The 13,194-nt window shown below is 69.5% G+C and carries 8 protein-coding genes; 4 read left to right on the forward strand and 4 right to left on the reverse strand.

Annotation, left to right across the window (positions count from 1 at the left end):
- Positions 1–52: 52 nt before the first annotated feature.
- The 4 genes from ACVN90_RS05245 to ACVN90_RS05260 form a co-directional block, all read right to left on the reverse strand.
- Positions 53–3,103 carry a cell wall-binding repeat-containing protein gene (locus tag ACVN90_RS05245; protein ID WP_475101107.1) on the reverse strand — a complete coding sequence of 1,017 codons (3,051 nt, stop codon included), beginning with the start codon at positions 3,101–3,103 and terminating at the stop codon, positions 53–55.
- A 92-nt stretch (positions 3,104–3,195) separates the two neighbouring features.
- Positions 3,196–4,179, reverse strand: a complete 984-nt coding sequence (locus tag ACVN90_RS05250; RefSeq protein WP_475101108.1) for a glycosyltransferase family 2 protein — start codon at positions 4,177–4,179, stop codon at positions 3,196–3,198.
- Between the two features lie 57 nt (positions 4,180–4,236).
- Positions 4,237–5,592 carry an O-antigen ligase family protein gene (locus tag ACVN90_RS05255; protein WP_475101109.1) on the reverse strand — a complete coding sequence of 452 codons (1,356 nt, stop codon included), beginning with the start codon at positions 5,590–5,592 and terminating at the stop codon, positions 4,237–4,239.
- Complete coding sequence (locus ACVN90_RS05260) at positions 5,589–7,067, reverse strand: O-antigen ligase family protein (protein WP_475101110.1); 1,479 nt, start codon at positions 7,065–7,067, stop codon at positions 5,589–5,591. The genes ACVN90_RS05255 and ACVN90_RS05260 overlap by 4 nt, the downstream gene beginning before the upstream one ends.
- An 82-nt stretch (positions 7,068–7,149) precedes the next feature.
- On the opposite strand from ACVN90_RS05260, the gene manA reads away from it, so the two are divergent.
- The 4 genes from manA (at position 7,150) to ACVN90_RS05280 (ending at position 13,190) form a co-directional block, all read left to right on the forward strand.
- Positions 7,150–8,298, forward strand: coding sequence for a mannose-6-phosphate isomerase, class I (manA, locus tag ACVN90_RS05265; RefSeq protein ID WP_475101111.1), 1,149 nt, complete (start codon positions 7,150–7,152; stop codon positions 8,296–8,298).
- A gap of 198 nt (positions 8,299–8,496) precedes the next feature.
- Positions 8,497–8,823 (forward strand): WhiB family transcriptional regulator, encoded by a 327-nt coding sequence (locus ACVN90_RS05270; protein ID WP_082497093.1) that lies wholly within the window; start codon positions 8,497–8,499, stop codon positions 8,821–8,823.
- Between the two features lie 87 nt (positions 8,824–8,910).
- The gene (locus ACVN90_RS05275; RefSeq protein ID WP_475101112.1) at positions 8,911–11,787 is read left to right on the forward strand and encodes a glycosyltransferase; all 2,877 of its coding nucleotides are present in this window, start codon (positions 8,911–8,913) and stop codon (positions 11,785–11,787) included.
- A complete protein-coding gene (locus tag ACVN90_RS05280; RefSeq protein ID WP_475101113.1) occupies positions 11,784–13,190 on the forward strand; it encodes a DUF5719 family protein in 1,407 nt (468 codons plus the stop codon). Before ACVN90_RS05275 ends, ACVN90_RS05280 begins: the two co-directional genes overlap by 4 nt.
- The last annotated feature ends 4 nt before the right edge of the window (positions 13,191–13,194 follow it).

The raw sequence follows: 13,194 nt of genomic DNA on the forward strand, positions 1-13,194 counted from the left end.
TCGGGAGTCGGGGCGGCCGCGATGCCCTGAAACTCTGTCCGTTTGATCTCGATCAGTCGTTCGCAAGTTGCTCGGCTAGAGCAGTCACTACAGCGTCGTTGATGGCGTTGGGGCCGCCGAGGACGATGATGCGTTGTGGCTTGAGTCGGACGAGCTCTTGTTTGACGACATCGGGGATGCTGTCGGCGGGGGTGAGTAGGACCGGTCCGTTCTTCACGCCGGCAGCGGCGGCTCCTGAGAGCGCGTCGGGGAAGTTGTAGGCGTTGGCGATGTAAGCGACGGGCACGTTCTCATCGAAGGTGTCGCGGCTGATGGCTACCGCGGTGTCGAACCGAAGGTCGCCGGCCAGCCGATCAACTTTGCCAGTCGTGAATCCGTTGAGTTGTTGACGTACCGCCTCGTTGATGGCGTTGGGGCCGCCGAGGACGATGATGCGTTGTGGCTTGAGTCGGACGAGCTCTTGTTTGACGACATCGGGGATGCTGTCGGCGGGGGTGAGTAGGACCGGTCCGTTCTTCACGCCGGCAGCGGCGGCTCCTGAGAGCGCGTCGGGGAAGTTGTAGGCGTTGGCGATGTAAGCGACGGGCACGTTCTCATCGAAGGTGTCGCGGCTGATGGCTACCGCGGTGTCGAACCGAAGGTCGCCGGCCAGCCGATCAACTTTGCCAGTCGTGAATCCGTTGAGTTGTTGACGTACCGCCTCGTTGATGGCGTTGGGGCCGCCGAGGACGATGATGCGTTGTGGCTTGAGTCGGACGAGCTCTTGTTTGACGACATCGGGGATGCTGTCGGCTGGGGTGAGTAGGACCGGTCCGTTCTTCACGCCGGCAGCGGCGGCTCCTGAGAGCGCGTCGGGGAAGTTGTAGGCGTTGGCGATGTAAGCGACGGGCACGTTCTCATCGAAGGTGTCGCGGCTGATGGCTACCGCGGTGTCGAACCGAAGGTCGCCGGCCAGCCGATCAACGCGGGTCTCCGTCTCGGGGCCGACTCCTTCGGGGTGGATGGTGCCGTTGATGTCGGTGCGGGTCTGGCCGGGGGTGAGGGTGATGCGGTCTGCCGCTGCGAGGGAAGTCTTCTTGTTCCACCATTGCTCGGTGGTGTCGACGCCGCTCGGGGAATGGTCGGTTTCGTAGCCGATGGTGTAGGTGCCAGCGGGGACGTTGAGGGAGTAGGGCGTGTTGCCGTTCTGGGTGGTGTCGAAGTGGACCTCGGGGATGCGGGTCCAGTTGCCGTCGAGGTTCTCGTAGGGAAGCACGCTGCCGAGGATGCCGCCGGTGGTGGTGAACCCCTCAGCACGGATGTTTCCGCTTATAGTGGCGTCGGCGGGCCGGGCAGTGACCTGTCCGGTCGCGGTCTCGCCGGCGGTGAGCTGGATGCTGGTCGCGGATCCGAAGCGCAGGAATTGTGCAGAGCCGATGCTGGCCGTGTTCGTCTGGTCGTTCCAGGTACTGGTGGTGACCGAGATCCGGTAGCCGCCGGGCACGAGATTGCTCATGCGAATTGGGTAGTCGCCATCCTCGGGGAGCGGGTCGCCATAGCTTGTGAGCACGTTGCCGTCGAGATCGGTGATCGAGATGCCGATGCCGTTGCCGGTGCCCAGCAGTGCGGACGCGTCCAGGTCCAGGTCGAAGCCGCTGCCGTGTCCGAGGTTGGCATCGATGCCGGTGGCGTTGCCGACGGTCGTGGACACGATGGTGGCATCGTCGCGGGTGGCGGCGTCGTCGTAATACTCCGGCGCGATGTCAGGGTAGGTCCAGTTCGTGCCGTCATAGTAGCTCGAGGCGGAGAAGTGGACGATGAAGTCGCCCGCGGGCAGGCGTTTGAGGGTGTAGGCGCCGGTCGTGGTGTCGACTTGCGCGTTGTTGCCGTAGCCGAGGTACTCGCCGTGGGGGGTCATCACCGAGACGCGAGCAGCCTGCATCCACGCGGCTGGCGCGTCGGCGGGGAGACTCACCGTGCCCGAGATACTGCGGCCGGACTCCAGGGTCGCGTTGATGCCGGACTCGTCGGCATCTGTAACGTCGACGGGTGTTGCGGCAGACGGCGTGTAGACGTTGTCGTAGTACTCGTCGACGAGATTGGGCAGCTCGGCGCCAGGCATGAGCGTCATGACCCGGAACGCGACCTGATAGGCGCCGGGAGCGAGCCCGGTAAGGGTGTATTCCCCGGTCGTCGAGTCTGGCCTCGCGCTGAGGCCACCCACCATGCTCCCGTTGACCGTTGATGCGCTGACACTCACAGAGTTCAGCCATTCCGACGGCGCACCGGTCGGGAGAGTCACGGTTCCGGTGATGCTGCGGCCCTGCTCCAGCGCCGCATCGATGCCGGACTTGTCTCCGGTGGAGACATCGACCGGAGACGCTGTGGTCCAATCGGTGGTGTTGTCGTAGTACTCCGACACCAGGTTCGGCTTCACCGACGTGCTGCCGTCCCAGAAGGTACCCACGTTGAACTGCACCTGATACGCACCTGGGGCGAGACCCATGATCGAGTACGCTCCGGTCGCTGGGTCGACCTGGGTGTAGCCGGATCCGCTCGTCGTCGCGGAAGCGTTGACCGAGATCGCGCTCAACCAGGCAGGGTCGGCCCCCTCCGGCAGGGTCACGCGTCCGCTGATTGTCCGGCCGGTTGCGAGTTGCGCATCGATACTCGAGGCGCTGGCCTCGGACACATCGACCACCGTCGCCGAGTTCCAATCCGTGGTGTTGTCGTAGTACTCACTCACGAGATTCGGTCGCGAAAATCCCGACCCGTCCCAGACCTGATTCACGGAGAACTGGATCCGATACGACCCCGGAGCCAGATCCGTCAGCGAGTACGTGCCCGTCACCGGATCCACCCACACTGACTTGTACCCCGGACCCGAGACAGGCTGCGCCGACACCTGAACCGCACCCAGCCACTCCACCGGCGCACCTGCCGGCAGCGACACCACACCCGACACCGAACGATCGGTCTCAGCCCCCGCTGCGGGCGGAGTGCCGTTCGCGAAGAGTCCGATCGCGAGCGCTGATGCGGCAACCGCTGCGCTCAGGATCCAGGTTCGACCAGCACGGTAGGGACGGAGGATGGTGATGCGAGATTGCGTGCGCGATGATGACACGTAACACCCCAGAAACGAGCCGATGAGCCCGCCCAGGCGGTCGGGTGATCAGAATCTAGCAGGCGTTTGGTACTTCGAATTCCAAACGTCCGTCAGGCCTGTGCCGTCGCGGCCTCGAGCGGCGGCATCGGCTGCCACGACGCATCCTTCGCGATCTTCCGCCCATCCCGTAGGCCACGGAACAGGTTCGACGTCCCGCGGAATGTGCGCTCGACGAACACCAGACGGATGAGCTCCTTGCCGAACGTGAGGCTTGTCCCGAGTCCGAACAGGAGCGGGTTGTAGACGTTGAGCGAGCGGTAGTACTTTTTGATGTAGGCGCGGTTGCGCATGATGTAGTAGCGGTACGCGTTGCTCGAGGCGTTCATGTGGCGGATGCCCATGTCCCATTGCTTGATCTCGCGCGTGCGGCGCAGCACGAACTCGTCGACGATCACCGACTGGGTCTTGCGAGACGCCAGCCAGCCGTACATCTGGTCGTCCCAGTAGATGAAGAAGCGCGGGTCGGGCAGGCCGATCTGCTGGACGATGTCGCGGTGGATGAACATGCCCTCGAAGCATCCGGAGTTCATCGGCTTGTAACCGGATTCGTCGAATTCAGCGGGAGCGAAGGGGATGGGGATGCCGAGGGGCTCGGCGACCCGGTACTGCCAGTAGAAGGCGCTGCCGTCGTAGTCGTAGCGTCGTCCCTGGATGCTCTTGAAGCGGGGCGCCCACTTGCCCATCTTGGCGAGGCCGTCGGGGAGCACCTCGACGTCATCGTCCATCAGCCAGATCCACTCGGAGCCGAGTTCGTACGCGACCCGCATGCCCTCGCTGAACCCGCCCGAGCCGCCGGTGTTGGTCTCCATGCGGTGGTACACAAGGGTGGAAGGCTCGAGGGCGTCGCGGAACGACTCGACGACATCGGTGGTGTCGTCCGTCGAAGCGTTATCGATCACGACGATGTGGCCGGGCTTCGGGTCCATCGTCGTCATGCTCGTCAGCAGACGCGACAGCAGGCCCGACCGGTTGAAGGTCACGACGGCGATGGTCGCTGAGCTGGGGTCGAACGCGGCAGACGGAACGTGGGTCACGGGGATGATCTCCGGAGAAAGGTGGCGGGGCGCCGAGACGTCGGGCCGGAGAGAAGCCTACCCTGCCGTCCCTTGCTCTCCCTGGGCGTGCGGAAGCCCCGAACCTTCCGCAGCGCCCGGCCCCTCAGCATCCGTCCCGCTGTCCAGCTTCTCGCGCCACGAACGCGACTGACCCGCACGCACCGCGCACAGCACGAGCATCAGCCACCCGAGCCCCGTGAGCGTGAAGCTCTCGAACATCGAGTCCACCAGCAGAGCGACGAGCATCAAAGGCGTCCAGGCGTACACCACAGACCGCCGCTCACCCGCGACCAGCCACGACCGCCCCAGAGCCAGAGCCCCGAGCGCGAGGAACAGCACCAACCCGACCCAGCCGAGCTGCAGCGCCACGTCGAAGTAGGCGTTCAGCCCGGTGGCGTGGTCCTTGTTCAACCAGAAGTTGATGGCGTTGAACGGGTACTCGCCCTGATCCCAGACCCCGAACCAGCCGAAGCCCTGCACGGGCTTCTGGCGCAGGATGTCGACCATGAAGTTCCACAGCTCGACCCGCATCGAGAAGTCGGTGCCGGCGCCGAGCAGGGCGATGATCGGATGCCGCGCCATGTAGCCCGCGAACACCCCGATGACGACGAGGGCTCCGAGGGCCAGCTGCAGGCCCGCGCGACGCTCGGGCCGGGCGTGGCGCACGAGGGCGAGGGCGCCGACGGCGAGCCCGACACCAAGGGCGAGCACGACGACGGTGGGGGAGTCGCTGAGGACCGCCAGGCCTCCCGCCAGCACCACCGACGCCAGCGAGACGCCGGGGCGCACCGACTGCGTGCGGTATTCGATGAGGAAGGTGATGAGCGCCATCACGGCGACGAACCCGAGCAGGTTGCGCGTGCCGAAGATGCCCTGCACGGGCCCGAGCTCGGCGATCCTGCCCTGGATGCCGAGGAAGGTGAACGGGATGTCGAGCAGGATGCCCGAAAGAACCTCGAGGGCGAGCGAGACGCCGAGCAGCACGCGCAGCACGTCGCCGAGCGCGCGCACGGTCTGCAGCGTGTCGCGCACGTGCCCGATGACGACGGCGAGGAAGGCGAGCGCCGCCATCGACACCCAGTTCCAGAACGACGCGCTCGAATCGCTCGACCAGAAGATGCTCGCGAACGCCCACGCGACGAACATCACGACGGTCGTCGGCACGAGCCGTAAGAGCGACAGCTCGCGGCGCCGCGAGATCATCACCGCGAGACCGAGGACGCAGAGCCCGCTGACGATGGTCACGTAGGTGACGCGGCCGGCGACCCGCTCGATCGCGAACGCCGAGAAGACGGTGGCGAAGACGACGAGGGTGAACGCGCGGGCGAAGGATGCCGAGGCCAGCAGTGTGCCCAACCATCCGGGCGCTGCGGCATGCGGCGAGTCGGTCACGCGCCGCGCCCTGCCGGCAGGTCGTCCGCCGCCGCACCGCCCGCGGCCGCCGGCGTGCCCGGCTCGCGTCCGCCGGGCTCGTCGCGCTCGACGGCGTCGCCGCGCTCGATCGCGAGCCTCTGCTCGGCCGGCCCCACGCCGACGTGGGGCGACTGCTTGATCTTGGAGCCGAGCATGACGAGGAAGAGCCAGCCCCACAGCAGGAGTGGACTCGACTCGGCGAGCCCCTGCACGAGCAGGATCGCCCCGACGAGCGTGGGTAGGAGTGTGAGCGGCGAGTACGGCCGATCGGCGCGGAGGTCCCACCGCGGCCGGTCGATGGCGAAGAACCACGCACGCCACACGAACGCGAGGTACAGCACCGCGAGCAGCACCACGCCGATGATGCCGAGCTGCATCGAAACGTCGACCCACATGTTGTGGGCCTGCATGACGAGCTGCCCGTGGTCGATGATGCGGATCTCGAAGGCGGGGTCGGCGGTGACCCACGGGGTCGCGAAGCCCCACCCGGTCCACGGGCGCTCGGCGGCTCGGCTCAGCACCTCCTCCCAGATCCCCTCACGGCCGGTGAGGTCGGCGCTGCGGCCGAGGGCGGTGAAGATCGTGTCGCGCAGAAGCCACAACGCGAGCAGACCGCCGAGACCCACGACGACGTACCCCACGTAGTACTTCGTGCGCTCGCCGGGCTTCGTCGCCCGACGCATCAGCAGCACCGTGACGAGCACGACGACGACGGCGGCGGCAGTGAGGTACGCGGTCGCCGATCCGGCGCGCAGGAACAGGAAGGCCGAAAGCCCGATCCAGATCCAGAGGAAGGTGCGCCGCGGGGCGCCGGAGGCGAGACGGATGCTGAACACGATGATCGCGAGCAGGGCCACCGGCGCGAGCAGATTGGCGTTGCCCATGATCCCCTGGATGCGCTTGTCCCACTCGAAGAGGTTGCCGCGCGACCAGTACTCGATCGGGTCGTCGGCCTTCTCGATGATCCAACCCGGCATGATCGGCCCGCGGATGAACACCCACACCCACAGCTCGAACACGAACGAGAGCGCCATCACCCACTTGAGCGCCGAGGCGGCGGCGCGCACGAGCTCGCGCCAGGTCAGCACACTGCCGATGAAGAGCGCCTGCAGTGTGGTGATCCAGAGGAGAAGAAGAGTGAGCGCGGTCGTTCCGGGCCACGCGGACCACGTGAGCGAAAGCGTCGCCCACGCGACATAGGCGACGGCGAACCACGGCAGCCGCCGCCATTGCACGGGCGGCCGCAGCACGATCCACAGGACGGCCGAGAGCACGCCTCCCGCGATCGTGATGACGGTGGCCGCCGCTTGACCGAAGGCGTTCACCCACGCGGTGCCCGACAACGACATGAAGAGCACGAAGATGCACCAGCCGCGCAGCATGAGGTGGCCGGTCTTCTCGCGGACCGGCGGTTCCGGCGGCGCCGACGCCGGATGCTTCGAATGGACGGCCATCGCACTCAGGTTACCCCGCGCGCCCGCGCGATCCGTGAGCCCTGAAGGCAGGGTCGCAACCCCGCCTGGCTAGGCTGTTCGGGTGCTGATCCCGCTCGCGAACGACCCCCGTGATTACGCCTGGGGCTCGACCTCCCTGCTCGCCGATCTCGAGGGGCGCAAGGCGTCCGGTCGTCCCGAGGCGGAGGTGTGGTTCGGCGACCACCCTGGCGATCCCTCCGAGACGGCCGACGGTCGCACGCTCGACCGCTGGATCGCGGAAGACGGCGCGGCGTCGGGTGTCGACGAACCGCTGCCCTATCTGCTCAAGCTGCTGGCCGCAGCATCCGCTCTCTCCATCCAGGCGCACCCGTCGAAGGCTCAGGCCGAGGAGGGCTTCGCGCGCGAGGAGGCCGCGGGGATCCCCCGTGACGCCGGCGACCGCACCTATCGCGACGCGAATCACAAGCCCGAGCTCATCGTCGCGTTGAGCGACGAGTTCCGCGCGCTCGCCGGCCTCCGCGACCTCGACGCCACGCGTCGCCTCATCGCCTCGCTCGGGCCCGGGGCGGCTCCTCTCGCCGAGCGTCTGGAGGGATCGGATGCTGCGCTCTCGGCCGTCATCGGCTGGCTGCTGTCCGACGGGGCCGACGCCGCGCGCGACGTGATCGCGGCCGCCGTCTCGGCCTCCTCCGACGAGTTCGCCGCCGAGCTCGCGCTCGCGCGCACGTTGGATGCCGCGTTCCCGGGCGATCCCGGAATCGTCGTCGCGCTGCTCATGAACCTCGTGACCCTCCACCGGGGCGAGGGCCTCTTCGTTCCGGCGGGTGTGCTGCACGCGTACCTCGAGGGTCTCGGTGTGGAGCTCATGGCGGCGAGCGACAACGTCCTGCGCGGCGGCCTCACACCCAAGCACGTCGACGCGGCGGAGCTGGTGAGCGTGCTCGACGCGACGCCGGGCCTTCCGCCGGTGATCCGGCCCCGTGAGGTTGCGGCGGGGGTGCGCCAGTACGACGTCCCGGTCGCCGACTTCGCGCTGCTCGCGGTGTCGCCGAGCGGGGAGGGCGTCGACGTAGCGCTCGAGGGACCGGCGATCGCCGTCGCGACAGCGGGGTCTCCGGCGGTGGCGGGGCTCGCCAGCGACGAAGCCGCGGTGCTCGCCCCGGGCGCCGCCGTGCTCGTCACGCCGAACGAAGGGGGCCTGCGCGTGTCGGGCTCGGGTGAGCTCTTCGTCGCTCTGCCCGGCCGCTGACACGCCGCACCTCATCACCGCCTCATCGGTTTCTCATCGGACCGTTATGACAGAGCGACACGCCGTCGGCGCGTCGTGAAGGTTCAAGAACCGGTTGAGCATTTACTATCTGCGACTTGACCTCGTCGAACTACACGGGTGTAATTAGCCGTACAACACGCACCAGCGTGGAGCAGGATCACGGGGGGTGAGAACGACATGACGGTTTCGCAATTCCGTTCCGGCGTTCCCGACGACTGGTTCGTCGATCCGGTTCAACTGGGGGTTCCGGGGGTACGCCGCAACATCGATGCGGAAGAAGACAATCCGCTCGCATGGCAGACCGACGCACTGTGTGCGCAGACCGATCCGGAGGCGTTCTTCCCTGAGAAGGGCGGCTCCACGCGTGATGCGAAGCGCATCTGCACGTCGTGCGACGTGCGAGGCGAATGCCTCGAGTATGCGCTGCAGAACGACGAGCGATTCGGTATCTGGGGCGGTCTCAGTGAGCGCGAGCGTCGCAAGCTGAAGCGTCGAGCGGGCTGACGCGCACGCCGGTCGGCCGGTTCGATCCGGCCGACCCGGCGCGTGCGCCCGGCGTGACCTTCGAGCGCGACCTAGGCTGACCAGGACATGCCCACCGCCACGTCGAACACCGTCACCTCGAACCGCGTCCACGCCATCCTGGTGGTTCGTCCCGATGGTCGTACCCCGGCGGCATTCCACCTGAAGCGCACACTCGCGGCGCTCCACGAGCAGACGCGCCCCGCCGACGTCCTCACGATCGTGATGTGCGGTGGCGACGACCATCTCTTCGAGATCGCGGATGCTGCGGGCGCCGAGTTCGTCTTCCGGGCGCCGGCGTCGACGGGCTACGCGGCGGCGACGGCTCTCGTCGAGCCGCGTCTCGACGGCGACGCCGTATGGCTCCTGGCGCAGGACACGGCGCCGGAGCCCGATGCGCTCGCGCGCCTCGCCGGCGCGCTCGAGCTCTCGCCGTCGGTCGCCTTCGTCGCGCCCAAGCTGGTGCGCTGGGACGACCGCACCGAGATCGTGTCGCTCGGGGTGGGGATGACGCGGTTCGGCCGCACGGTCGGCCTCGCCGACGACGAGCTCGATCAGGGTCAGCACGATGCGCGGGAGGACGTGCTCGGCGCGGATGTCCGCGGCATCCTGGTCCGCGCCGACGCCTGGAATCGGCTCGGCGGCCTCGATCGGGGACTGTCCGGCGCCGACGAGGGACTGGATCTCGGGGTGCGCGCCCGCCTCGCGGGCGGGCGAGTCTCGCTCGTGCCGAGTGCTCTGGTCGCGACAGCGGGCGACGGCGTCGCCGGCCTGCCCGCGCCGCTCACCCCGCAGCGTCAGCGCCGCGCCGTCTACGCCCAGCGCGTCGCGCAGCTGCACCGGCGACTCGTGTACGCGCCGGCGGTCGCCGCTCCGCTGCATTGGCTCACCATTCTTCCGCTCGCACTGTGGCGATCGATCGTGGATCTCGCCCGCAAGCAACCCGGACGCATCGCCGCGGAGTGGGCGGCAGCCGCCGTCGCCCTCGCGCGCCTCGTGTCGGTCTGGCACGCGCGCCGTCGAATCGCACACGCCCGCACCGCATCCTGGGCGCAGATCGCTCCGCTGCGCACGACGCAGGGCGAACTGCGGGAGCGACTCGACGACGACCCCGAGGTCAACCTCGGGGGTCACCGCCGCAGCGACCTGCGGTTCTTCGCCGGCGGCGGTGCGTGGCTGGTCCTCGCTGCACTCGCCGTCTCGGTCGCCGCGTTCCCGGCGCTGCTGGCCTGGCCGGTGCTCGGCGGGGGAGCGCTCCAGCCGCTCGCGACCACCGTCGGGCAGCTGTGGGACGACGCCATGTTCGGCCAACGCGCGCTCGGCCTCGACACGATCGGCCCCGCCGATCCATTCGCGGCCGTGGTCGCCGTGCTCGGTTCCCTCTGGGCGTGGGCGCCGTCCCGCGCGCTGGTGCTGCTCTGGGTGCTGGCGCTTCCCCTCGCCACGCTCGGCGGATGGTTCGCCGCGACGCGGGTGACCGAGCGGGCCGGCCTGCGCCTGTTGGGCGGAGCTCTCTGGGCGCTGTCGCCGACCCTCCTCGTCGCGCTCACGCAGGGACGCCCGACCGGCGTGATCGTGCACCTGCTGTTGCCGTGGCTCTTCTACGCCGGCGCCGTCGCGCATCGCTCGTGGGCCGGTGCCGGTGCGGCGTCGATCCTCCTGGCCGGCGTGCTCGCCACGGCCCCTTCGCTCGCACCCGCGATGGTCGTGGTGTGGGTCGGCGCGATGCTGGTCGCCCTGATCCTGCGCGCGGGCCGGGGCGTCGCCCGTCTGATCTGGACGCTCATCCCGTCGGCCGCGCTGGCCCTGCCGCTCGTGTGGAACGCGCTCGCGAACGGTCAGGCGTGGGGCCTGGTGGCCGACCCCGGTGTGCCGTGGGCAGGACCCCAGGTGGCGGCTGACGCCGCCGGGCGCGCGCTGCTCGCCGCCGGGATCCCGACCCCCGACCTCGCGGGCTGGGCGGCACTTCTGCCCGACGGTCCGACGTGGTGGGTGCCGCTCCTCAGCGTGCCGCTCGCGCTGCTCGCCCTCGCCGCACCGCTCACGCAGCGCTGGGCGGCCGGCATCGCGCTGCTCGTGATCACCGCCCTCGGGCTCGGCACGGCGTTCGCCGTGGTGGGGATCTCGGTCGCGTTCGTGCAGTCCATCACCGTGCCACTCTGGCCGGGTACCGGGCTGAGCCTCGCCTGGCTCGGCGGCGTCGGCGGCGCGCTCGTGGCGCTCGACGCGGGCCTCGCTCCGCGAGTGGGCCTCGTGCGGGGGATCGCGGCGACCCTCGTCTTCGCGGCCGCGGCGACGCTCGCGGTTCCCTCGCTCACCGCGTTCACCCGCGGCACCGCGACCATCTCGGACGGCCCGGCCAGCACGCTTCCCGCCTTCGTCGCCGCGGAAGGACGCGAAGATCCCGACGTCGGGACGATCGTGCTCACACCCCAGGCTGACGCAGGCGTCGCGGCGCAGGTGGTGTGGGGCGCCAGCGAGACGATCGGCGGACAGACCACACAGCTGTCGACGCGCACCGAGGCGACCCCGCAGGACGACGAGCTCGCCGCGCTCGCCGCCGACCTGGTCACTCCGTCTTCGCAGGACGTCGTGGGACAGCTCGCCGACCGGGGCGTCGGCTTCATCCTGCTCGCGCCGAGCACGGAACCCGAGACGGATGCTGCGCGCACGATGCGGCTCTCCGCAATGACCGCGCTCGGCCAGCGCGACACGCTCGTCGTGGTCGGCGACACCGCCAAGGGTGAGCTGTGGCGCGTCGTCGACCAGATCGCCCCGCGACCGGAGGAGGCGGCATCCGCCGCGGTGCTCGGCCGCTGGATCGCGTTCGGGCAGCTCGCGATCTTCGGCATCGCGCTGCTGCTCGCCGTGCCGACCGCCGCCTCGATCCGCGAGGCCAGGCGCACGCCGCGAGTCGTGGGACCCCACTGGCAGGAGGGCCGATGAGCGACCGCCGCGTGTTCCGCTGGGCGACGACGAGCGCCCGCCTGCTGATCGGCACCGCCGTGTCGGTGCTGGCGGTGATCGCGGTCGTCACCGCAGTGTCCGTGCCGTGGCCCACGCTCGTGCGGGAGCCGCTGAGCATCCCCGCGACCCCGGCCCCCGCCGCATCCGTGATCGCCTGCGACGGTGGACTGCTGTCGATCGGGCGCAATCCCACCGCAGCCTCGACGGTGACCCTCGCCGCGCCGCAGTCGGTCATCGGAGGCACCGCCGATGGCGAAGGAGCGGCGCAGCAGCAGCTGCTGACGACGGGCGTCGGATCCGGCCCGCTCGCGTACACCGCCGAGCCCCGCGACGACCAGGCGGTCGACATCGCAGCGACGGGTGCCGCGACGGCGAACGCCGACGACCTCTCGGGCTTCGCGGCCTCCGCCTGCCGCCCGCCGCTCCTCGATTCGTGGCTCGTCGGCGGATCGGGAGCGACCGGCGCCGCCGATCTGGTGCTGCTCGCCAACCCGGGCACCGTCCCCGCCACCGTGCAGCTGACCGTCTACGGCGTGGACGGCCCGGAGACCCCGCCCGGCGGGGACGGCCTCGTGATCGCGCCCGGCACGCAGCGCGTCGTCCCCCTCGCGGGTCTCGCGCTGGGTGAGGAGACCCCGGTCGTCCGTGTGTCGGCGATCGGCGCGCCGATCCACGCATCGCTCCAGGCGAGCATCACCCGCACACTGACCCCCGCCGGTGTCGATCAGGTCGGCCCGATCGCCAGCACCGAGAACACGCAGGTCATCACCGGCATCACGGTCACGCGACAGGCCGACGCCGACGGCGCGGCCAACGAGACGACGGTGCTGCGGATGCTGTCGCCCTCGCTTGCGGGCACCGCTCGCGTGTCGGTCAACTCCGCGGGACGCACGCAGGCGATCGGGGAACCGCAGGAGGTGTCCCTCGAGGCGGGCAAGCCGCTCGAGCTGGCCCTGAACGGACTCACGCCCGGCGCCTACACCGTGACGGTCGAGGCGGACGCCCCCGTGGTCGCGGCGGTATGGCAGGCGACGGGCATCTCGGCGGGCGACGACTTCGCCTGGTACACGCCCGCGCCGGAGGTGACGGTGCCGTCCCTGTTCGCGACGCCCGGTGGCCCGACGCCCTCGCTGACGCTCGTGAACCCGTCCGGCGAGCCGGTGACGGTCGACGTCACCCCGACAGACGGCGGCTCGGCGCTCAACCTGACGGTTCCGGCGAACGGGTCGGTGGCGGTGCGCCTGGCGACCCGCACGGTGTACCTGTTCGATCCGCAGGCGCCGGTGCGCGCCGGGCTGTCGTTCGCGGGCGACGGCGCGCTCGCCGGCGTGCCGGTGTGGCCGGCCGACGTCGCGACGCCCGAGATCGTCGTCTACCCCTGACGCG

This window comes from Microbacterium sp. F01, assembly GCF_056156365.1.

Bases quoted from the DNA above. Each gene is read 5' to 3' on its own strand.
- ACVN90_RS05275 (WP_475101112.1), top strand. From the start codon at position 8,911: ATGCCCACCGCCACGTCGAACACCGTCACCTCGAACCGCGTCCACGCC.
- ACVN90_RS05260 (WP_475101110.1), bottom strand. From the start codon at position 7,067: ATGGCCGTCCATTCGAAGCATCCGGCGTCGGCGCCGCCGGAACCGCCG.
- ACVN90_RS05270 (WP_082497093.1), top strand. From the start codon at position 8,497: ATGACGGTTTCGCAATTCCGTTCCGGCGTTCCCGACGACTGGTTCGTC.
- ACVN90_RS05280 (WP_475101113.1), top strand. From the start codon at position 11,784: ATGAGCGACCGCCGCGTGTTCCGCTGGGCGACGACGAGCGCCCGCCTG.